The 22894-nt window shown below is 68.5% G+C and carries 12 protein-coding genes, 2 tRNA genes and 1 pseudogene; 11 read left to right on the forward strand and 4 right to left on the reverse strand.

Annotated elements, in window-relative coordinates:
• Positions 1–65: 65 nt before the first annotated feature.
• The 8 genes from infC (at position 66) to MEBOL_RS35025 (ending at position 5976) form a co-directional block, all read left to right on the forward strand.
• The gene (gene infC / locus MEBOL_RS34990) at positions 66–782 is read left to right on the forward strand and encodes a translation initiation factor IF-3 (RefSeq protein WP_095981480.1); all 717 of its coding nucleotides are present in this window, start codon (positions 66–68) and stop codon (positions 780–782) included.
• Between the two features lie 77 nt (positions 783–859).
• Positions 860–1069, forward strand: a complete 210-nt coding sequence (gene rpmI / locus MEBOL_RS34995) for a 50S ribosomal protein L35 (RefSeq protein ID WP_095981481.1) — start codon at positions 860–862, stop codon at positions 1067–1069.
• 92 nt (positions 1070–1161) lie between these two features.
• Entirely contained in the window at positions 1162–1509 is a 348-nt protein-coding gene (rplT, locus tag MEBOL_RS35000; RefSeq protein WP_095981482.1) for a 50S ribosomal protein L20, read from the forward strand.
• Positions 1510–1641: 132 nt separating this feature from the next.
• A complete protein-coding gene (pheS, locus tag MEBOL_RS35005) occupies positions 1642–2691 on the forward strand; it encodes a phenylalanine--tRNA ligase subunit alpha (RefSeq protein WP_095981483.1) in 1050 nt (349 codons plus the stop codon).
• Positions 2691–5102, forward strand: coding sequence for a phenylalanine--tRNA ligase subunit beta (pheT, locus tag MEBOL_RS35010; RefSeq protein WP_095981484.1), 2412 nt, complete (start codon positions 2691–2693; stop codon positions 5100–5102). Before pheS ends, pheT begins: the two co-directional genes overlap by 1 nt.
• Positions 5103–5209: 107 nt before the next feature.
• Positions 5210–5644, forward strand: a complete 435-nt coding sequence (locus tag MEBOL_RS44200) for an integration host factor subunit alpha (protein ID WP_095981485.1) — start codon at positions 5210–5212, stop codon at positions 5642–5644.
• 105 nt (positions 5645–5749) lie between these two features.
• Positions 5750–5826 (forward strand) — tRNA-Pro (locus MEBOL_RS35020).
• Positions 5827–5899: 73 nt separating this feature from the next.
• A tRNA-Asp gene (locus tag MEBOL_RS35025) sits at positions 5900–5976 on the forward strand.
• A 78-nt stretch (positions 5977–6054) separates the two neighbouring features.
• On the opposite strand, the pseudogene MEBOL_RS35030 reads toward MEBOL_RS35025, so the two are convergent.
• A pseudogene (locus MEBOL_RS35030) lies at positions 6055–6757 on the reverse strand (tyrosine-type recombinase/integrase); the annotation flags it as partial.
• Between the two features lie 32 nt (positions 6758–6789).
• Complete coding sequence (locus MEBOL_RS44205) at positions 6790–7269, reverse strand: transposase (RefSeq protein WP_095981486.1); 480 nt, start codon at positions 7267–7269, stop codon at positions 6790–6792.
• A 249-nt stretch (positions 7270–7518) separates the two neighbouring features.
• Between MEBOL_RS44205 and MEBOL_RS35045 the strand changes: the two genes are divergently transcribed.
• Together MEBOL_RS35045 and MEBOL_RS35050 are read left to right on the forward strand one after the other, a co-directional pair.
• Entirely contained in the window at positions 7519–12516 is a 4998-nt protein-coding gene (locus MEBOL_RS35045; protein WP_095981487.1) for an ATP-binding protein, read from the forward strand.
• A 596-nt stretch (positions 12517–13112) separates the two neighbouring features.
• Complete coding sequence (locus MEBOL_RS35050; RefSeq protein WP_095981488.1) at positions 13113–14444, forward strand: exo-beta-N-acetylmuramidase NamZ family protein; 1332 nt, start codon at positions 13113–13115, stop codon at positions 14442–14444.
• Here the strand turns inward: MEBOL_RS35050 and MEBOL_RS35055 are convergent.
• Positions 14441–16546: a hypothetical protein gene (locus tag MEBOL_RS35055; RefSeq protein ID WP_245919134.1), complete on the reverse strand. Its 2106-nt coding sequence runs from the start codon at positions 16544–16546 to the stop codon at positions 14441–14443. The two genes, MEBOL_RS35050 and MEBOL_RS35055, sit on opposite strands and share 4 nt — an antisense overlap.
• A gap of 538 nt (positions 16547–17084) precedes the next feature.
• On the opposite strand from MEBOL_RS35055, the gene MEBOL_RS35060 reads away from it, so the two are divergent.
• Complete coding sequence (locus MEBOL_RS35060; RefSeq protein WP_095981490.1) at positions 17085–21077, forward strand: AAA family ATPase; 3993 nt, start codon at positions 17085–17087, stop codon at positions 21075–21077.
• A 211-nt stretch (positions 21078–21288) separates the two neighbouring features.
• Here the strand turns inward: MEBOL_RS35060 and MEBOL_RS35065 are convergent, their stop codons facing one another.
• Positions 21289–22755, reverse strand: coding sequence for an Ig-like domain-containing protein (locus MEBOL_RS35065; RefSeq protein ID WP_170115654.1), 1467 nt, complete (start codon positions 22753–22755; stop codon positions 21289–21291).
• Positions 22756–22894 lie beyond the last annotated feature (139 nt).

Raw genomic sequence — 22894 nt, forward strand, 5'->3', positions numbered from 1 at the left:
CCTTGACTCCCGGAGTCTGGCAAGTATCTTGCCCCCCTTCCGAGGGGGGTACCTACTCCCACTAGCTGGAGGGCTTACACATCGCTCGCGACCAAAGAACGAACCGCCGTATCCGCGCTCGCGAGGTCCGCGTCGTAGGACCCGCAGGTGAGCAGCTCGGCGTCCTGTCGATCGAAGCGGCACTGGAACGTGCTCAGTCCGAGGGGATGGACCTCGTCGAGGTCAACCCCATGGCCAAGCCGCCGGTCTGCAAGATCATGGACTACGGCAAGTTCAAGTACGAGGAGAAGAAGCGGGCCTCGGAAGCGAAGAAGAAGCAGGTCGTCGTCCATTTGAAGGAGGTCAAGCTCCGTCCGAAGACGGAGGAGCATGACTACGAGTTCAAGGTCCGCAACGTGCGCCGCTTCCTCGAGGAGGGGAACAAGGCCAAGGTCACCATCATGTTCCGTGGCCGTGAGATCACGCACAAGGAACTGGGCTCGGCCATCCTGGATGACGTCATCAAGGACTTGAAGGACGTGGCGGTGGTGGAGCAGATGCCCCGGATGGAAGGGCGGCAGATGTTCATGATCATCGCCCCGAATCCGAAGGTGGCCCAGCGGGCGCGCGATCTGGCCCGGCAGCAGGCATTGGCGGCGGAAAAGGCCGAGGCGGCGGGCAAGCCCGCGCAGGGGAATGGTAAGAAGCCCGGCGAGGCTCCCGGTGAGGGGTCGGCCGCCAGTGTTCCGGAGGCGTCGGCTCCTCCGGCGGCTCCCGCGCCGCAGTCGGGCGGATCGAAGTAGCAGGACCCGACTGGCGGCCTTCGCGGGCCGCCGGTTCTCGGGACAGACGCAGTCGCAGTCAGGAAGGAACTGGCATCATGCCCAAGCTGAAGACCCGTAGCAGCGCCAAGAAGCGCTTCCACGTGAAGAAGTCCGGAAAGGTGAAGTTCGCCAAGGCTCTCGGCAAGCACCTGTTCACCCACGCGAAGTCCCCGAAGCTCAAGCGGGAGCACCGTGGCACGGGTCACCTCCGGGATATGGACGCCAAGAAGGTTCGTCTGGAGCTGTTCCCCTACGGGGCGAACTAGTTCGCCGTTCGCAGTCAGAGGGCCCTAGCGGTGGGGCGGTAGGCCCAATCACCGGGGGTTTTCAAACACCTCGCAGTGGGTAGGAGTGAGTCATGCGCGTCAAAAAAGGATTCAAGGCCCGTCGTCGTCGTAATCGCATTCTGAAGCTGGCCAAGGGCTACCGGGGCCGCCGCAAGAATTGCTACAAGCGGGCCAACCAGGCCGTGGAGCGCGCGCTGGATTACGCCAGCCGTGACCGCGCCCAGCGGAAGCGCAACTTCCGCTCCCTGTGGATCGTCCGCATCAACGCGGCCGCTCGCACGGTCGGCCTGTCGTACTCGCGGCTGATCGCCGGTCTGGCCAAGAAGAAGATCGCCCTGGACCGCAAGGTCCTCGCCGACCTGGCCGTGGCGGATCCCGCCGGTTTTGCCGCCGTCGCCAACATCGCGAAGGCGGCCTGAAGCATAGGTGAGGGGTGAGCAGGGCCTGGGGTTTCCGGGTCGGCTCCCGCTCATGGGTTTGAACCGGGCCGCCCCTGATGGGCGGCCCTTTTTTTTGCCCCGGCGTGGACCGGGGAGGAAGGCGTTAGTCCGATGCGAGACCGCTTGCAGACGCTCGCGGATGCGGCGCGGCGGGAGATCTCCGTCGCCTCGGAACCCTCCGCGGTGGAGGCGCTCCGGATCCGCTACCTTGGCAAGAAGGGCGAGTTGTCCGGCGTGCTCGGCGGCATGGGCAAGTTGCCCCCCGACGAGCGCCGCGCCCTGGGCGAGGTGGCCAACCAGGTCAAGGCCGAGATCGAGAAGCTCCTGGCCGATGCCATCCAGCGCGTGGAGGAGGCGGCACTCGAGTCCGAGCTGCGCGGCCCCCGGCTGGACGTGACGCTGCCCGGACGGGCCGTGTCCCCCGGCAGCCGCCACCCGGTGTCCCGGACGATGGAGGACATCGTCCGCACCTTCCAGCGGCTCGGCTTCGAGGTGGCCCACGGGCCGGAGATCGAGCTGGACTACTTCAACTTCGAGGCGCTCAACCTCCCGAAGGATCACCCCGCGCGCGACATGCAGGACACCTTCTACGTGGACGACGCCTCGCTCGGCCACGCCCAGAAGGCGGACAGCCCCGTGCTGTTGCGCACGCACACGTCCCCCGTGCAGGTGCGCTTCATGCTCAACCGCAAGCCGCCCATCCGCGCCATCATGCCGGGCCGGGTCTACCGGCGCGACTCGGACATCACCCACACGCCCATGTTCCACCAGGTGGAAGGCCTGCTCGTGGACAAGGACGTGAGCTTCGCCGAGCTCAAGGGCACCCTGGACGCCTTCGTGCGGGCCTTCTTCGGCTCGGACACGCGCACGCGCTTCCGCCCCTCCTTCTTCCCCTTCACCGAGCCCTCGGCCGAGGTGGACATTTCCTGTACCTCGTGCGGCGGCAAGGGCTGCCGCGTGTGCAAGCACACGGGGTGGTTGGAGGTGCTCGGCAGCGGCATGGTGCACCCCAACGTCTTCAAGCACAGCGGCTATGACGCCACCGAGGTCACCGGCTACGCGTTCGGCATGGGCGTGGAGCGCATCGCCATGCTGCGCTACCGCATCGACGACCTACGGATGATGTTCGAGAACGACGCGCGCTTCCTGGAGCAGTTCTGATGAAGATCTCGGTCAAGTGGCTCAAGGATTATGTGGCGCTGCCGGCGGACGTGGAGGAGCTGGCGCGCAAGCTGACCGCCGTGGGGCTGGAGATCGAGGGCATGGAGCGCCCTGGCGAGGCCCTACGCGGCGTGGTGGTGGCCCGGATCGCGGAGTCCGTCCAGCACCCCAACGCGGACAAGCTGTCCGTCACCCAGATCGACCTGGGCGGCCCGGACAAGCTCCAGGTGGTGTGCGGCGCCAAGAACTTCAAGGTGGGCGACAAGGTGCCGCTCGCCACCCTGGGCACGAAGCTGCCCAACGGCGTGGAAATCAAGCAGGCCCCCCTGCGCGGCGTGGACAGCTTCGGCATGCTCTGCTCGGCCAAGGAACTGGGCCTGTCCGAGGAGTCCTCGGGCCTGCTCATCCTCCCCGCGGAGCTGAAGCCCGGCACGCCCATCGCCGAGGCGCTCGGGTTGGATGACGTGGTGCTGGAGGTGAACGTCACCCCCAACCGGCCCGATGCCCTGTCCCACCTGGGCGTGGCGCGCGAGGTGGCGGTGGCCACGGGCGCCACCCTGCGTCCTCCCGAGCCGAAGCTCTCCGAGTCCGGCGCTCCGGCCTCCGAGAAGGTGAAGGTGCGCATCGAGGACGCCACGCGCTGTCCGCGTTACGCGGCCCGCGTCATCGAGAACGTGAAGATCGGCCCCTCGCCCCAGTGGTTGCAGGATCGGCTCAAGGCCTGTGGCGTGCGTCCCATCAGTAATGTGGTGGACGTCACCAACTTCGTGCTGCTCGAGTACGGCCAGCCCCTGCACGCCTTCGACCTGGACAAGGTGGCGGGCCAGGAGATCATCGTCCGCACCGCGAAGCCGGGCGAGAAGATGACCACGCTCGACGGCAAGGAGCGCACGCTCTCGCCCGAGGATCTGCTCATCTGTGACCGGGATCGGGCCCAGGCCCTGGCCGGAGTCATGGGCGGCTCGGACAGCGAGGTGAGCGCGGGCACCACGCGCGTGATGCTGGAGTCCGCCCACTTCCAGCCCTCGACCGTGCGCCGCTCCTCCAAGCGCCATGGGCTGCACACCGAGGCCTCGCATCGCTTCGAGCGCGGCGTGGACCTGGATGCCACCGTGCCCGCGGTGGATCGCGCCGCGGCGCTCATCGCCGAGCTGGCCGGAGGGGTGGTGGCTCCGGGCCGGGTGGATGTCCATCCCCAGCCTCAGCCGCCCCGCCGGGTGACCCTGCGCTATGGCCGGGTGGAGAAGGTCCTGGGCGTGGCCATTCCCGAGGCCGAGTGCCGGCGCATCCTCGGCGTGCTGGGCTTCCGGTCGGTGGAGGAGGGGAGCGGGCAGAGCACCTTCGAGGTTCCCCGGGCCCGAGTGGACGTGGAGCGCGAGGAGGATCTGATGGAAGAGCTCGCGCGCGTGCACGGCTACGACAACATCCCCGCGAAACTGCCCCGGGGTCTCGCCGAGCTGGCGCCCGAGTCGGCCACCGCCGAGGCCGAGCGCCGCGCCCGTCAGACCCTCTCCGGCGTCGGGCTGAGCGAGGTGGTGAACTACTCCTTCGTCACGCCGCGCACCCTGGAGATCCTGGGCGGAAAGGAGCAGCCGGTGGCGCTGCTCAACCCGCTGAGCGTGGAGCAGTCCGTGATGCGCACGAGCCTGTTGCCGGGCCTGCTCGAGAACCTCTCGCGCAGCGTGCGGCATCAGGTGGACTCCGTGTCCGTGTACGAGATGGGCCGGGCCTACCTCCGCGATCCGGAAGGGGGACGGGGTCAACACCCGGCCACGCGCGAGGTGCACCGCGTGGCGGGCCTCGTGTGGGGTCTGCGCGGAGGCCGCACGTGGACGCAGAAGGAGGCCCGGGCGGACTTCTATGACGCCAAGGGCGCGCTGGAGTCCTTGCTGAACGCGCTCCACGTGGACGGCGCGCGCTTCGTGCCCACCGAGGCTCCGGCCTATCACCCCCGTGCCTGTGCTCGCGTGGAGCTGGCCGACGGCACCGTCCTGGGCTTCGTGGGTGAGCTGCACCCCCGGGTGACCAAGGCCCTGGAGCTGCCCCGGGACGTCTTCGTCTTCGAGCTGGACACGGCGCCGCTCTATGCCGCCGCCCGGCTCGTGCCCGCCTCGCGGGGCCTGCCGCGCTTTCCCGCCGTGCTCCGGGATCTGGCCGTGGTGGTGCCGCTGGAGCTGGCCAATGACGAGGTCCGCCGCGTCATCCTGGAGGTGGGAGGCCCGCTCGTGGAGGACGCGCTCGTCTTCGACGTCTACACGGGCAAGCCCATCCCCGAGGGCCGCAAGAACCTCGCCTACGCCATCCGCTACCGTTCGCCCGAGCGCACGCTGACCGACGCGGAGGTGGGCGCCGCGCACCAGCGCATCATCTCCGAGGTCAACCAGCGCTTGGGCGGCGCCCTACGCGCCTGAGGACAGAAGCGGGAAAACCTGAATGAAACCGGTGGGTTGACACCTGTTGGGGAAGGCTGTCACAGTCCGCCGGGTTCACCCCTGGAGAGGGACGCGAAGGCACGCGCATGACCAAGGCGGACATCATCGAAGGCGTCTACGAGAAGGTCGGCTTCTCCAAGAAGGAGTCGGCGGAGATCGTGGAGCTCGTCTTCGACACCTTCAAGGAAACGCTCGAGCGCGGGGACAAGATCAAGATCTCCGGCTTCGGCAACTTCCAGGTGCGACAGAAGAAGGCGCGCGTGGGTCGCAATCCCCAGACGGGCAAGGAGATCGAGATCTCGGCGCGCCGGGTGCTGACCTTCCGGCCGAGCGCGGTGCTCAAGGCGGCCCTCAACGGCGAGCAGATTCCGGAGAACCACTCCGAGCTGGACGCCGCCGAGGACGCCGCCGCCGACGCCGCCGAGGCCGCGGGGTTGGATCCCGAGGACTTCGACGAGGAACTCGAGGACGTGGGTCCGCTCTCGGCTTCCGCGGGCGGCTTGAAGGCCAAGGCCGAATGATTTTTTGAAGGAGCGCCCGATCTCTTTCTTGACCTGGGGAGAGGGCGCGGGCATAAGCAGCCCATCTCGCTGACGCCGAAACCCGGCGGCGACGAGACGACTCAACGGGGCGTAGCGCAGCCTGGTAGCGCACTTGCTTGGGGTGCAAGTGGTCGCAGGTTCAAATCCTGTCGCCCCGACCATCGAAGGCCCTGGAGTTTCACCTCACGGTGGGCTCCAGGGACTTCACCTTCTCCTCTCGGGGAGAGGCGTTGTGGGGAGTTAGTTCAGTTGGTTAGAACGCCGGCCTGTCACGCCGGAGGCCACGGGTTCAAGTCCCGTACTCCTCGCCAATAGAAGCCCAGCAATCCTCCGGGGTTGCTGGGCTTTTTCTTTGTCCCGTCCCCTCGGTGTGCCCCTTCGGCGCTTCTGGCCGGAGCGGCATGGAACTGGCGCACGGACTGATCGGGCTGCTGCACGGCACTCTCCCGGGCCTCTGGCGCGAGGTGGGCGTAGCGCAGGGTCATCTCCATGGTGGCGTGGCCCATCAGCTTCTGGATGACCTTGAGCGGGACGCCCTTCATCGCGAGGTGGCTGCCGTAGGTGTGCCGCAGGTCGTTCCAGCTAATGCGTCCCTGCTCGCGGACAATGCCCGCACGGCCCACTGCCCGCGTCAGCCGGTGCTCCGTCATGCTCGCGGTGAGCGGCTGGCCGTCCTCCTGACAGAAGACGTAGGGGCCGCGAAGGTGGCGGTGTGCCTTGAGCGCGTCTACCACTGAGCCCGGCAGGTCTACCGTTCTTTCCCGACCGCCCTTGGGGAGTCCCGTCACCCCCCCCCCGCCAAATGGTGCGCCGGACCTTGTGCAGCGCGTCCTTTGAAGGCGAGTTCTTCCTTCCCGGGACGCCCGCTGGCTTCTTCCGCATCGCGGCCTTGAAGTCCTCGATCTCCGCCGGGCCAATGGCGTCAAGAGACATGTCACCGAACGCGGGGAGCAGGTGCTCCTCAAGGATTTGCCGTTTGGTGACCACATTGGAGTGTTTGTTGTTGTTCTCGCTGTACGTGATGAAACACGGCACGAATTCCCCAAAGGTGGGGACTCGATCCGCCTCACTTTGCTTTTCCTTTCCGAAGGAGGGTGAGGTTCATGGACAGCCAGGGAAGTTTCTTAGCCTGGGCGAGCTTCTCGGGCTTGGGCAGGGGGATGTCTTTGGTGTGCAGTCGGCCGGTGACAGGCGAGCGGCACGGGCGTGTGCGCGGACGGTGTAGCGAAGCGTCCGCGCGCATGGCCCCCACGAAGATGACACCTCGCAGCAGGTGGCGCAGGACTTCCCGGCTTGTGCGTGCACAGCGTGTCGTCGAGCGCCAAGCGCAAAGGCCCAGGCGTGAGCGCTACCACTCGCAAGAGGAGCACTCGCCCGAACTGGTCGATGCTCCAGCGAGCCCGCGAGAAGAAGCGGTGAAAGGCCGCGTGGTGTCTCACGCCGGAGACTCCCGCGGACACCAAGGACTCGGTGACGGCATGCACGCCCTGGGTGCCTACCCAACCAGCAAACAAGGTGAGGATGCGACAGAACGAGGGCAGCGTGAAGACGGGGCGTAGGAACAGAAGCAGTGGCAGCAGTGTATTGAGGGAAGGGACGGTCATCGTGTAATGGACGGGAGAAGTCTTGGTCGACCTCACAGCCAGTCCGGTGGTCGTCTCTTACCTAAAGCTCCGCTGTTCCCTTACTTGCCCTCCTCAAAAGGGCGAAAGTCGAGTCTGTGGGGTCCCGGAGGCGAGGACAGGAGGAGGACTCACTCGTCTCCCTCTTGAGCGCTCGCTCGCACAGCCGTGGGGTGTGTCACAAACCCTCGTCCTGGGGACTCCCTCCTGAGGTGCAACGGGAGAGTACGAATGAACCCGGATGTGACGCGACCACCTGACTCCAATGCCCAGAAATCCTCCTCACTGCTGCTGGGCGGGAGGTTCCTCAAGAGCCGGTGTCTTCATCAGCAGGGGGCACTCCAGACCTGGCAGGGAATAGACCTTTCCACCGGTGCCTCGGTTGTGGTGAGGACCGTCCCCCTGGATGCCCTCGAGGACGGGGCCGTCGAGCGCATGCGAAGGGACGACGCCGTGCTGCGCGACCTGCGCAGCCCCTGGCTCCGCCCTCCCCTGGACTGCGGACTGGACGGGGCGCTGCTGTTCCGCGTGACGCCGAGCGCTCCCCATGCAACGATGGAAGAACGGCTGGCGTTGGGACCGCTCTCCGTCACGGAGGCCCTCCAGCTGGGACGCGGTCTGTTGCGCGCGCTGCATGAAGCTCATGCCCAGGGCATCTCGCACCGCCACCTCGCGCCCTCCCGGGTCGTCATCGATCCCGAGAAAACGTTCGAGTCGGTGGCGCTGATCGACTTCGGGCTCGCGCTGGAGGACTTCCAGGAGCAGTCCCTGCTAGCACTCCCCCTCACAGCCCTCCACTACCTCTCGTCCGAGCAACTGGGACTCATGGCCGGCGAGTCAGGTCCCGCCTCGGACCTCTATGCCGTGGGCATGATGCTCTTCGAGTGTCTCGCCGGGACGCTCCCCTTCCAGGGCGCGTCGCTGGGAGAGCTGCTGCAGCAGCACCTGCGCACCGTCCCCGAACTGCGTGCACGAGGACTCTGCGTCCCTCGAGCCCTGGAGCAGGTAGTGCAGCACCTGCTGTGCGAGGATCCACGCGAGCGCTACCAGTCGGCGGCGGCGGCCCTCGCCGACCTCGACGCCATCGCCACGGAGCTGGAACGCGGCAGCTCCGAGCCCTCCGTGGTGGTGGGCCGGCTCGAGCGCCACCCGCGGCTCACCGAGCCCGCCTTCCTAGGGCGGAGCCCGGAGCTGCGGGAACTGGAGCACGCCCTGAGCGGGGCCCGCCAGGGGCACGGGGGCCTGGTGCTCCTGGAGGCGGTGTCGGGAGGCGGCAAGACGATGCTCTTGAAGGAGCTGGAGCGGCGCGCCCTCGCTCGTGGCGCCCGCGTCTTCCGCGGCCAGGCCGTCGACCAGGATGCTCCCCAGCCGCTTCAAACACTCCTGGGCATCCTTTGTGAGCTTGAGCTCGCCGCGCGGAGCCTCCCGGCGTTGGCGCAGTCCCTGCGCGCGCTCGCTGGAACGCAGATCGGCGCCGCCCTTTCCAAGTACATGCGGCTCAAGTCCCCGTGGCTCGCGGAGCTGTTGACGGCGCCCGCGTCGGCGCCCCTGGGGCCCGAGAACCAGAGGGAGTGGTGCGCGGCGAAGAGCCTAGCGACCGTGCTCGGTTCGCTGGGGGACGCGAAGACCCCCGCCCTCGTGCTGCTGGATGACTGTCAGTGGGCCGATGGGTTGACCCTCAAGGCGCTTGCCATGGTGTCAGCACCCTCGGAGGAGGGGGCCGGAACGCAGCCGTTCTTCACCGTGGTGGCGGCCTTCCGGACGGAAGCAGTGCCTGAAGAGCACCCGCTCCGGCGAATGGCTCCCCTGCGCCATGTCTCCCTAGCGCCCTTCGCTGCCTCGGACCTCCGGGGCATGGCGGAGTCCATGGCGGGTCCCCTCCCCGAGGAGGCGCTGGAACTAGTGGTCCGCCGCTCCGAGGGCAACCCCTTCATGGCCGCCGCCTTGGTGCGCGGGCTCGTCGAGTGTGGCGCCCTGGAGCCCACGGCCTCTGGCTGGCTCGTGCAACCGGAGCGGCTCGCGGAGGTGCGCTCCTCGCGGCGGGCCGCCGCCTTACTCTTGCGCCGTCTGGAGCTCCTCTCCGAGGAGACATGGGACTTGCTGACGGCGGGCGCCGTCCTCGGAAGACAGTTCGAGATCGGCCTGGCGGCGGTGCTGGCACGGCGGAGCCCGGAACAGGCCATCCCGGCACTGGAGGAAGCCCGGCGTCGGCACCTGCTCTGGGTGGACTCCTCCCAGGGCCACGCCACCTTCGCGCACGACCGGATCCGTGAGGCGCTGCTGGAACATCTCTCCGCGTCAGAAAGCCACGCGCTGCACCTGACGGCCGCGCTGGAACTGGAGCGCCAGGCGCCGGAGCGCAGCTTCGCCCTGGCTTGGCACTTCGAGGCCGCGGGAGAGCTGACACGTGCGTGGCCCTATGCCTTGAAGTCGGCGGAAGTGGCCCGGAACGAGCACGCCTTGGACCTCGCCGAGCGCTATTACCGCCTCGCCGACGCGGGGGCGGAATCCGCGGACGGTGTGACGCGGATGGCCATCTTGGAGGGGCTGGGTGATGTCCTGCTCTTCCGGTCAGCGTTCGAGGAGGCCGAGCGGAGCTACAGAAGGGCCCAGGCCTTCGCCACCTCGCGCCTGGATCAGGCCCGCATCGAGGGACAGAGGGGAGAGGTCGCCTTGCAACAGCGCCACTGCTTGCCGGACGCCGCCCGCCTCATGAAGCGGGCCCTGGGCCTGCTCGGGCGTAAGGTGCCGGGCAGTCCCCTGGCCCACTTCCTGTGTCTGCTATGGGAGGCGCTACTCCTCGTGCTGCGGCCCCTCTGGCCTAAGGAGCCCTCGCGGCTTCTGGAGGGGGAGCCTCTGCTCGCGGCACGCCTCTACATGAGGCTCGCGCTGACCTACTGGTTCAGCAGTGGGTCGACGGCTGCCATTATATGGACCCTGCGGGGATGGAACATTGCCGAGCGGTACGCCCCGACTCCAGAGCTGGCGACGGCGTTGACCCACCAGGGCGCCGCGCTAGCGCTGCTCGTCCAGCTCATTCCCCGCGTGCCCCAAGTCCTCGTGGACTGGGCACTGGTCCAAAGCAAGAAGCGATTCCAGCAGGCGCTCGTCCTGCGAGAAGCCTTCGGGGATGTCTTCGCGCACGGGACCACGCTCTACCTGTACCAGTTCGTGCTGCTGAACTGCGCTCGGTACGAGGAGAGCATCGAGGCCGGCCGAGGAGCCCTGCACCTGATGCGACAAGCCGGTGTCGGAAGCGAGGGGGCCGCCGCCATCGTGCAATACTTCATCGGAACCGCCCTCTGCCTGAGGGGAGAGCTCACGCGCGCTGTCGAGCTGGGACAGTCGATGCACCGCCAGGCCAGTGAGCGTGGGGATGGGCTCATGCGCATCTGCGGGCTGGACCTCTGGTCCATGGCCTCGGGAGGCCAAGTCCCCGCGGAGCTCATCGCCACCGAGCGTGGTCATCTCTCCCCGGGCCAGCGGGACTGCTTCGTGGGGGAGCATCTGCCCCTCCGGGCCGAGGGACTGCGACTGCTGCGTGCGGGGGAGCCTGGGCAGGCCGCGGCCCTCCTCGGGCAGGTCGTCCAACACGAGCGGTCCTCGAGCCTGCGGCTTCCTTTGTTCCTCGCCTGGACCCAGTCGCAGCTCGTGATGGCGCTCCGGCAGCAGGCGGCCCAGGTTCCAGCCCTCCTCTTCTCCCGTCGCGCGGAGCTGTTGCACGAGGCCAGGGGGGTGGCCCGGAGGGTGCTCCGTCACGCGTCGCCCTTCCAGGAGGTCTTGGCACCCACCTTGCGCGAGCTGGGCCTGATGGCGGCGATGGAGGGGAAGAACATGCGCGCTCGCCGCTACTTCAACCGGAGCCTGGCCATCGCCGAGCGCCTGGGGATGCGCTACGAGCGGGCCCAGACGTTGCTGGCGAGAGCTGAGCTGGGAGCGGTCCTGGGATGGCCGGGTGCCGCCCAGGACGCCGCCGCTGGGGAGGAGGCGCTGCAGCCGATGCGCGCGGCGCTGGAGCCCGTGACGGCCACCGCCCCCCAGGCCAGCCTCTCGCTGGTGGACCGCTTCCCCCGCCTCCTGGAGGCTGGGCGCGCCCTCGCCTCGGCACTCACCGAAGAGAGCGTCCGCGCCTCCTTGCGCGAAGCCGCGCTGGGACTGCTTCGCGGTGAAACGTGCGTGCTCATAGAGGTCACGCCGACGGGACTGAGCGTCGCCGGGGGGCCGGGCCAGACGGTCTGGCCATTCATTCACCGGGCCCGGGAGCTGAAACAGCCCGTGGTGCCCTCGACGGAGGAGCTCGAGAACGCAGGGGAGGGGCTCACGCGCTCGGCGTTGTGTGCCCCGGTCCTGGTGCGAGGGCGGGTGGCGATCCTCTTCTGCGCCACCAACCACAAGCTGGCCGGGGCCTTTGGCCCGCAGGAGGTGCGCATCGCCGAGTTCATCGCCACCCTGGCAGGGGCCGCGCTGGAGAACACCCAGGGCTTCGCCGAGGTGAACGCCCTCTCCGAGGAGCGGGGGAGACTGTACGAGCAGGCCCAGGCCGCGCTGCGCAAGCGCGACGAGTTCCTCGCCGTGGCCTCGCACGAGTTGCGCACGCCCTTCACGCCCATGCGCCTCTACCTGCAGGGGCTGATCAACTCCCTGCGCAACCCCGACAGGACCGCGAGCCTGGAGTCCTGGGTGACGAAGCTGGAGACGGCCAACCAGCGGCTGCGGCGGCTGGCCCGGCTGGTGGAAGACCTGTTCGACGTGTCGCGCCTGGAGCACGGGAAGGTCTCCATGCGCCTGGAGGAGGTGGACCTAGCGGCGCTCACGGCGGAGGGGGTGGACCGGTGGAGGGAGGAGCTGAGACGCGTGAAGTGCGACGTCACGCTGGAGGCGCCAGTTCCCGTGATGGGACACTGGGACGCACTGCGCCTGGAGCAGGTCATCGACAACCTGCTGGGCAACGCCGTGAAGTATGGACCTGGCGGACCCATCATCCTCCGCGTGACGAGGGAGGGCGCGGTGGCGCGGCTCACGGTCCAGGACCGGGGCATGGGGATCGCCTTGGAGGATCAGGCTCGCATCTTCGAGCGGTTCGAGCGGGCGGTCTCCGAGAACTACGGCGGCTTCGGCCTGGGCCTGTGGATCTCTCGCGAGGTGGTGCGGGCCCATGGCGGGCACATCCGCGTGGAGAGCACTCCCGGCCAGGGAGCAACCTTCACCGTGGAGCTGCCGCTCGGATGAGCCGCCGGATGGAATCATGCCGCGGAGGACTTGGTGCCTGACAGGCGGCGGGCAACCTCTATTGGACGCGGCGGGAAGCGAACCCGTGGGCAGGCGATAGAAAACCCCAAGCACCTGCTCGCCCTCGACCAGGCGCTCGTGAACCCGCTGAGCTGATTTTATCGACGGCTCTTCTGTCCAACATCCAGCGCGAACGTCTTGTGCAGCCGCACGGCCCAATCCGGCAGGCGGAGACCCCGAGCCGGCCATCTTACTGGACCGCTTCCTGTTACGGGTCTCATGCCTGTCTTCCATGGCGAATCGAGCTACCAGAGTGGTTGGCTGAATCGTCATCGGCGACTGGCCAAGGACTCCTCGTCAGAAGCCTTCACTCATCGGCATGGAAAGGCGAGGGCTCTTTGATAAAGCTTATCGCCCGCGCGCGTCCGCGTGAGGCAAGGGTTGCGAATGGGCGCCAGACAACCTTTCTCTATCGCCTCCGCCGGACGTAACTCATTCAGCTCGTCGAGACTCGTTGGTTCCGTGTCCTGTTGCGTCTTGTCCGCGATCTGGCCGCCGACTATCATCCCAATAAATGTCTAGTCTTGGGAGGCGTCATGGATGGAGTTCCTGAGCGACTGAGCCGCCGACGCGTCATCGCCCTGGGGGGTGGGGCCGCCGTCAGCGCCGTCGCCTGTGGGGCGGGCGTCGAGCCGGTGGGCCCCGCGCCGGACGAGCCCGGCTCGCGACCCCGATTTCCGGTGCGCACCGGCCTGAACCTTCTGGTCGAGGGAGGTTTCGCGGCGCTCGCCGGTGAGCGGATTGGCGTCATCTCCAACCCCACCGGCGTGGACGGCAGATACAGCCACCTGGTCGACCTGCTGCACGCGCATGCCCGGGACACCGGGGGGCTGACCATCGGCGGCGTCTTTGGCCCCGAACACGGTTTCCGTGGCTCCGCGCAGGCTGGCGACAGCGAGGGCTCCGGGCTCGACGCACGCACCGGGCTGACCGTCTACGACGCGTACAACGCCAGCCAGGCCACCTGGGAGACCCTCTACGCGCGGGCCGACGTGCGGACCGTCGTCTTCGACATCCAGGACGTCGGCAGCCGGTTCTACACCTACATCTGGACCCTCTACGACTCGATGGTCGCCGCTGCCCGGCGCGGGCTGCGCTACGTCGTGCTCGACCGGCCCAACCCGACGGGCGGCAAGGCGTACGGGCCGATGATGACCACCCGCTTCACCACCGCCGTTGGCAAGAAGGAGATCGTCCAGCAGCACGGGATGACCATCGGCGAGCTGGCCCGCTTCTACAACGGTGAGTTCCTGCCGACCGACGCCGGGCGTCCGGTCGAACTGGAGGTCATCGAGTGCCGCGGATGGGAGCCGAACATGATGGGCGGCGACACGGACGTTCCGTGGGTCATGCCGAGCCCCAACATGCCGACCCCGGACAGCGCGCGGGTGTACCCCGGCACCGGCATGTTCGAGGGGGTGGCGAGCCTGTCCGAGGGGCGCGGCACCACACGCCCGTTCGAGCTCATCGGCGGGCCCGGGTTCGACTACCAATGGAGTGACCGGCTCAACGCCGCGAACCTGCCCGGGGTGTCCTTCCGGGAGGCCTATTTCACGCCGACGTTCAACAAGTTCGCCAACACGCTGTGCGCCGGCGTCGAGGTCAAGGTGACCCACCCTCAGGTCTTCGACCCGATCCGGACGGCCGTCGCGATGCTGGTGGAGGCGCGCAAGTTCCCCGCCTTCGTCTGGCGGACCGACTCCTGGGATACCGCACGACCGTACTGGATCGACAAGCTGAGCGGGTCCGAGCGGCTGCGCACGATGATCGATGCCGGGGCGTCCACGGACGAGATTGTCGGCGCGTGGCACGACGAGCTGGCGGCGTTCGACGTCCAACGCCGCCCCTACCTGCTCTACCGCCGCTAACGCTCTCGCACGGACGCGAGATACGCGTTCAGGCCGCCGCCTCGGAGCTGCGCGAGCGCTTCATCGAGGGTGACGCTTCGGTTCTGCCGCAGCGACTCGAGAATGCGCACGATCGACACAGCGACCTCGGCGGCGGCCTCATCACCCTGTGCCTTCTTCTCGGCGACGAAGGGGATCACATCGAACAGGACCGCGTTGGCCTCGGCATAGGTAATGGGTTCGCGCTCGCCGTGCAGCTTCTTCCACTCCTCGCCCGAGAGCACGTCATTGACGTGCAGTTGGATCAGGTAGGTCGCGCGTCCAATCAGCTTGAGATTCGTCGGGCTGACGTTGGTCATGGTGTTGCCGACGATTTTGCCCAACCGGCCCATGGTGGCGGTGGAGTGCGCGTTGAGCAGGATCTTCAGCGCGATCTGCTGGTCCACGCCGAAAGGATCGGCCATTTTCGCGATCCGTAGGTGGATGAACGGAGCGCCGGAAGCGGAACCCCGCCAGGTCGGCGTCGGGCCGCCGCTCACGAGGACAAGCCCCAGCTTGGCGCCTCGCTCCTGGAACAAGGCAGCGAAGCGATCGTAGTCAGACGACGTGTCGTTGAGGAGCGCCGCCTCCGTGTCGAGGGCGATCATCACGCCGAGATCGTCGGCCTTGGGCCCGACCCGCTGGACGTTCGCGTCGGAGATCGAGAAGTCGTAGAGGTCCTGTTGCTCGTTGCCCGCCTTGTTCAGGCTCTCGAGCGCGGCCTTGCGGAGGAAATCGTCCTGGATCTGGGTCGAGAACGGCTCGCGGTAGAGATCCGACTGGAGCCCGCGGAACGGACGCCCGAGGAAGGTCCGCCACGCGGCCTGGCGATCCTTCGCGGACGTCCAGACCTGGAACAGCGACTTGCGCGTGGGCTCGTTGACCGTGTCCAGCGGGAAGAGGCGGAAGGTCGGGCTGCGTTCGGTGCCGTCGGTGAACGTGGTGATCAGGCCGATGTTCGCGAAGTACGTGGAGAAGTGACCGGACATGTAGGTGTCCGCTTCCAGCCGCGTGAGCCTGGCGATCTCGGGGACCGCCTTCTTGACCTCGGTGAGCACGGTGGCGAACCGGGAGAGGCGCTGCTCGAGCGTCATGTCCTCCGCGAAGCCGAGCTGGGCCAGGTCCTCGGCGGTGAGGACCTGCTGGGCGACGAGTCCCTTGAAGATGCGGCCGAGCGCGTCCTCGACCGCATGGGCCAGGACGAACGTCTCGATGGTGGTCGCCTGCATCCGCGTGGAGCCGGTGATGGCCTGCGGACCGGTCGTCAGGTTGATCTTGGTGATTCCGGCCTCCTGGATGACCGACCGGCTCCGCTCGAACGGTAGCAGGACCTCGTCCGGGTTGTTGTAGACGAAGAAGAGGTGCTTGCTGGCTTCGGCCACGTCGTAACCTGTGGCCTCCTTCCATTGATCATGGGCGCCCAGGATGGTTCCGATGCCCGCGGAGGTCTCGCCCCCCTCGGTGACCTCGATCACCACGTCGCCCTTGCTGATCCCCCGCTCCTTCAACTGGAGCCGGCCGATGAGTTGCAGATCCTCGAAGCCCTCCAGCGAGCTGATGAGGGCGCGGTCGGCGCCGGTCATCTCGCCGACCAGCTTTTCCTCCAGCCCGCCGCCGAGGTGCGGCTCGAGCTTGGACTTGAGCGCGTTGTCGACGCCACGCCAGTACGGGCGCCAGAAGGCACTCTCCATCTGCTTGGCGAGCCGGCCCGTGGCACCGGTCCCGTAGACGTAAATCTTGCGGCGCTCCAGCAGCGCCTTCTCGATCGCCTCCGAGAGCGTGCGCACCGGTCCGGGGTCCTTCGAGAGCGCGGCGAGCCGGGTCGCGACGTCCTCGTCCACGGAGAACAGCATGTCGAGCCCGGCGGGGAGATCCGTGTCGACCTTGTCGCTCAGCGTCCAGGTGCGCGGGTGGCGCTGCTCGGTGGTCAGCGTGTGGAGCTGGAACTGGGTCTTCTCCTTGACGTAGTCGGCCGACTCCGCCGAGGGCGAGATCGCCAGGAACTCAAGGAGGGTTTTGGAAGCGGGGGAGTTGTTCTTGCCGCCGCACGCGCTGGAGACGAACAGGCCGCACACGAGCAGCATCCCGAGAGGATTTCGGAACACTCGATTCATTTGGGTCATTCCCGTCACATTGGAGTTTGACTGTATCGCTAAAAGACAACCACCTGGACGCATCGCGCCGGTAGCGCGACGTGCGAGACGTGTCAACCTTCTTGAAACAACTCCTGTCATCAAGGGGCGGGAGACCAATGTATAGCCAGCGCGTTTCCCGACAACGTCGTCCCAACGAGGATGGTTAGGGGATGAGGGCTTCCGTCAAGCAGCAGGATGAAGGACAGAGACACACGAACGCTCGTGGTCTGCTCCCCGGCTTCACCACCAGCGCGGGCGCTCCCATCCCGGTGTGATGTGCCTCGTAGAGGTGGCCCTCGTCCTCGGGCACGTCCGGGTCACTGTTCGAGCTCTTCCGTGACGAGCGCGCGCTACGGATTTTCGCGATGTTCCTCCGGATGTCGGCTTCTGTCTGACAGCCAGGCTCACGACCGAGCGGAACGCGCCCGCCCCGAGGAGCACTCTCCACTGGCGCCCCAGGAGTCAACCTGGGGTACTTCATGAGTTCATGGAGACCACCGAGTTGCTCATGCCGTGCGTGCCGGCGTTGCTGGTGCTCCGCGCGGCGCGCCATCCCGCGGCGCCGGAGAAAGCCGAGTCCAGGTGTTTCCCCGCCGCCGTCCTGCTCGCGGACGTGTCCGGCTTCACACCGCTCACCGAGCGCCTGGCCCAGCGGGGATCGGCGGGCGCGGAGGAGTTGTCACGGCTGCTCGAACAGCTCTTCGGCCCGCTGGTGGAGGTCGTCGCCGCGCACGGTGGGGAGATCCTCCACTTTCCCGGGGACGCGCTGCTGGCGTCATGGCCCGCGCGAGAGGTCGAGGGAGCGCTCGCGGAGGCCGTGCTCCGGGCGGCGGAGTGCGGGCTCGCGTTGCAGCGGGCGATGCGCGAGCCCCTCATGCGGGAGTTGTCGCTCTCCCTGCGGGTGGCGGTGGGGGCGGGCGAGGTCCAGGCGGTGGTGGTGGGAGGCGTTGCGGGACGATGGCAGGTGCTGATGCGGGGCGAGCCCTTCGTGCAGCTCCGGGAGGCCGGGCACGCCGCCGCGCCGGGCGAGGTGGTGGTCTCCGCGGCGGCCTGGCGGTGCGCGGGAGCGGACCTGGTGGGCGAGGCGGCCCCCGCGGGCGGAGCGCGCGTGAAGTCGGTGCGGGCTCCCGCGCCTCGAGCGCTGTCGCTGCCAGCGCTGCCCGGAGGCGCGGATGCGGCGCTGCGGCCCTTCGTCTCGAGGGTGCTGCGCGCGACGTTGGAAGTGGGCGTCAGGTGGCTCGCCGAGCTGCGCCGGGCAACGGTGCTCTTCCTGCGGCTGGATGGGCTCCCGGAAGAGGCGTCGGACGCGCTGCTGCCTCGGCTGTCGGACGCCGTGCGCGCGATGCAGGAGGCCGTCTACGGCATGGGCGGCAGCGTCAACCAGCTCCTGGTGGACGACAAGGGCCTGGTGTTGGTGGCGGCTTTCGGGCTGCCCACCTGCGCGCACGAGGATGACGCGGTGCGGGCGGTGAAGGCGGCGCTCCAGGCGCACACGGCGCTGCGGACGCTGGGGTCGACGGCGGCCATCGGCATCTCCACCGGTCGGGTGTGTTGCGGGCTGCGCGGTGGCGCCACCCGGTACGAGTACGCGTTGATGGGACGCACGGTGAACCTCGCCGCGCGGCTGATGCAGGAGGCCCGGGACGGCATCCTGTTCGACGAGGCCACGGCCCAGGCAGTGGGCGGGCGCCTCTGGGTCGAGCGCCTGCCCCCGGTACGGGTCAAGGGCGTGGCGGAGCCGGTGCCCCTCTTCCGCCCCGGTGGCCCCGGAGAAACGCGCGCCCCCCGCGTGGACCCTCGCGCCCTGGTGGGCCGTGCCGCGGAACGCGCGCTCCTCGACGAGGCGCTGGAGGGCTTCGCCCGGGGCCAGGGGGGCGTGCTCGTCCTGGAGGGAGAGCCAGGCATGGGCAAGTCCAGCCTGCTCACGCACGTGGCGCGTGCTGCCCGGGCGCGCGGGCTGCGCGTGCTGTCCGGCGCGGCGGACGAAGCGGAGAACGCCACCGTCTACTACGCTTGGCGCGCAGTCTTCACCGCGTGGCTCGGCCTCTCTCCCGCCGCGCCCGCCGAGGACCGGCGCGCGGCGCTGCGGGCCCGGCTGGCCCAGGATCCCGAGGCGGTCGCGTTGGCGCCGCTGCTCAACCCCGTCTTGCGGTTGGATCTGCCAGACACGGAGCGCACCAGCCACCTGAGGGAGCAGCCGCGCGCGGACGCCAAGTTGTCGTTGATGGTGCGGCTGCTGGGTGAGGCGGGCCCCACGGTGCTCCTCCTCGAGGACGGCCAGTGGTTGGACTCGTCCTCGTGGGAGCTGCTCCGGCGGGTGGCGCGCGACCTGCCCGGCTGGTTGTTGGTGCTGTCCACGCGGCCGCTCGCGGACAACCCGCCGCCCGCCCTGGAGTTCCTCCTTCGGCTGCCCTCCATCCGCCGCGTGGAGCTGCCAGCGATGGCGGACGGGGACATCCTCGCGCTGGTGTGCGCGCGGCTCGGCGTGACGCGGCTCCAGGAGGAGGTGGCCACCTTCATCCTGGAGAAGGCCGAGGGCCACCCCTTCTACAGCGAGGAGCTGGCCTACACCCTGAGAGACAACGGGCTGTTGATCGTGGAGCACGGCGAGTGTCGGCTGGCCCCGGCGGCGGGGAAGCTGGACGCGCTGGGCCTGCCCTCGACACTGGAAGGCCTCATCACCAGCCGCATCGATCGGCTGACGACGGTGCAGCAGCTCACCTTGAAGGCGGCGAGCGTCATCGGCCGCACCTTCGGCAGCCGGCTGCTCGGGGACGTGCACCCCCTGCCCGAGGAGCGGGAGCGGCTGGCGGCGCACCTGTCGCGCCTGCGGGCGCAGAATCTGGCGCTGCCGGTGGGCAATACCTCCGAGTCGCTCTACCTCTTCAAGCACGCCATCACCCAGGAGGTCGCCTACAACCTGATGCTCTTCTCGCAGCGGCGGCGGATCCACGAGGCGGTGGCGCGCTGGTACGAGCGCACGCACACGGAGGAGCTGCCGCTGCTCTACCCGCGGCTGGCCCACCACTGGCTCCACGCGAACGTGCGCTCCAAGGCGCTGGAGGCGTTGGAGAAGGCGGGCGAGCACGCGCTGGCGACGTACGCGCCAAGCGAGGCGGCGCGCTTCTTCTCCAAGGCGTTGGAGCTGGAGGCGGAGGGGCCGGAGCGGGTGGAGCCCTCGCGGCGGGCGCGCTGGGAGCGGAGGCTGGGGCGCGCGTTGCGGTGGCTGGGCCGGCCCGAGGCACGGCGGCACCTGTACCGCGCGCTGGAACTGTTGGGCCACCCGCTCCCCGAGGGACGTGGGGCGCTGGCCATGGGGACACTGCGCGGGGCGGCGCGGCAGTTGCTGGCGAGGATGGGCCTCGTGCGCCCGCCGCGGGGAGACGTGGACCGCGAGGCGTGGAAGGAAGCGGCGGAGGCATGTTCGGATCTGGGGCTGATGGCGTACTACGAGCTGGACATGCCGAGGCTCGCCTACCTCGTGTTCCAGATGGCCAACTTCGCCGATCGCTCCGGCGTGGCGAGCCTCAGGGCACGGGCCTACGCGTCGTTGACGGTGGCGATGGGCGGGGTGCCGGCACACGGCGCGGCCAGGGCCTATAGCCGTGCCAGCCTGGCGCTCGCGAGCGAGGCGAAGGATCCCCACGCCCTGGGACTCTCCAGGCAGTCGTTGTCGCTCTACCTGATGGAGGCGGGCCGCTTCGCCGAGGCGGAGGAAACAGTGAAGGAGAGCATCGCGGGCTTCACCCGCCTGGGCAACCTGCGCCAGGCGGATGAGGCGAGCATGATGCTGCTCAACCTGCACATCATCCAGGGGCGGTTGACCGAGGCGGCGGCGATGGCGGCGGCAATGCTGGCCTCGGCCCGCCGGCGCGAGGACGCTCAACTGGCGATGTGGGTGCGAGAGGATCAGGGGCGCGTGCTGTGGCGCGAGGGGCGTGTCGCCGAGGCCGCGAGGCAATGGGAAACAGTGGAGCGGGAGCTGGATGCGCACTCCGTGACGTCCCTCCCGGGCGCGCTGGCGCTGGCGTGGCTGCGACAGGGCCTCCCCGAGCGGGCACGCGCCCTCGCCGAGGCCCGGGTGGAACAGGTGCTCCGCATCCCGGTCACGATTCCCATCTTGGATGGATACAGCGGCCTGACGGAGACGTTCCTCGAGCTGTGGCTCGTGGCGCGGGAACGCAATGAACAGGAGGCCCCGGCGCTGGAGCGCCTCGCCCGGCGCTGCTGCGAGGCGCTGGAGCGGGGAGTCCGGGCGTGCGCGGCCGCGCGGCCGGCGGCGCGCCTGGGCCGGGGCCGGCTGCTGTTGGCGGAGGGGCGGCGCCGGGCCGCGCGGCGGAGATTCGAGGAGGCCGCGCGCGCGGCCAGGGCCCTGGGTATGCCGTGGGAAGCGGCGGCCGCGCACCGGCTGCTCGCCGGGCTGGGCGAGGCGGATCGTGACTGGCACCTCGCCGAGTCCCAGCGGCTCATGCCCGGGTAGAGGCTCCCGGGTGTCGGCGCCTCCAGCGAGAAGCGCCCGAGCGCGGAGCAAGTGGCGCCCGCCGCGCGCGAGCGGCCCCAGCGGGGACATGGGCCGCGAGCCCAGCCGGAGTTGCCCGTGCAAGAGGTGCTGCTGCCGCTGGACGAGGCGGACAAGGTATGCGGCCTGTGCGGCGGCGACCTTGAGGGTGACTGGGGAGGCTGCCCGACACTCAGGGCACGTACACTTCCGCCGTGGCAAGTGGGTAGAAGCCATCTTCGCCACCCACGACGAGAACCCTGCCTGAGGTCAGCAGCGTGGCGGTGTGAGCTCCGCGGAACGCGGCCATGGAGGCGGTCGCGGACCAGGAAGAGGTGGCTGGGTCGTACAACTCCGCGGTGTTGTAATAGCTGCGGCCTTCGCCCCCCGCGACGAGCACCTGGCCCGAAGCGAGCAGCGTGGCGGTGTGGCGGGAGCGGCTTTCGACCATGGAGCCAGTCGTGGACCAGCTGTTGGTGTCTGGATCATACAGCTCGGAGGAAGAGGGTCCGGTGCTCGATTGCCCCCCTGAGATGAGCACCTTGCCAGAGGGGAGCAGCGTGGCCGTGTGAAGGCTATGGCTCGTCACCATGGGGGCAGCTGGAGCCCACGACTTGGTGGCCGGGTCGTACAACTCGGCGCTGCTCAAGCTCCCGGAGCCATTGGACCCCCCTGCGACGAGGACCTTGCCCGAGGGGAGCAGGGTGGCGGTGTGGTGGAAGCGGGCGGTGCTCATGGGGCTGACCCGATCCCAGCGGTTGGTGAGCGGATCGTACACCTCCGCGGTGGCGAGAGCGTTGGTGCCATCGGTGACGAGCACTTCTTCCGAGGGGAGCAGCGTGATGGTGTGATCGTAGCGGCCCTCGTAGAAGTAACCGGCGTTGAACCAGGAGTCGGTCGATGCATCGTACACCTCCGCAGCGCGCAGGGGCGTCGTCCCATTGTTCCCCCCGGTGACGAGCACGTAACCATAGGGGAGCAACAGGGCGGCGTGATCGATGCGGCCGGTGGCCATGGCACGGACTGGAGACCAGGAGTTGGTCGATGGATCGTACAACTCCGCACTGCTCAGGATGGTCGACCCATTGCGCCCCCCAGCGATGAGCACCCGGCCCGAGTCGGTCAGCGTGGCGGTGTGGTTGTAGCGGCTCGTGGAGATGGACCCCGCGGACGTCCACCCGGTGACGCTGAGTTGCGCCGTGCCGCTCACGTCACCCAGGGCGGCGGTGATAGTGACGGACCCATCCGCGGCCACGCCGGTGCCCAGGCCCGTGCTGCTCACGGTGGCAATGGCGGTGTTGCTCGTCGTCCACGTCGCGCGGCTCGTCACGTCGGCCGTGGTGCCGTCGCTGTAGCTGCCCTGGGCGGTGAACTGCTGCGTGAGGCCTGCGGGCACGGAGGCAAGGGTGGGTGACACCTGCAGCGAGAGGAGGCGAGCGTCGGTGACCTCGAGGGTTGCCTCGCCCGAGGCTTCGTCCGCGTTGACCGTGATGATGGCGCTACCGGGCTGGAGCGCCGTCACCTTGACGGTGCCGTCCGGTTGCGGCTCGACGGAGGCCACTTGAGGAGCGGACGAAGCCCATTGCTGGGAAGTGGAGGCGTCGAGGTCGACGACGCGGCCATCGTCATGGACCCGCTGGGCCTTCGCGGTGGTCTTCATCCCCGCGGAGATGCGGGTCTCCGCGAGGACGACACGGATCGAGAAATCGTCTGATGGAGATGAAGAGCAGTGGCAGCCAGTGACTGCGAGCGTCAAGCAGAAAGCAAGAAGGGAGAGCGGTAGGTTTTTCATGCGAAGT

It is taken from the genome of Melittangium boletus DSM 14713, from assembly GCF_002305855.1.
Taxonomy (GTDB): Bacteria; Myxococcota; Myxococcia; order Myxococcales; family Myxococcaceae; genus Cystobacter; species Cystobacter boletus.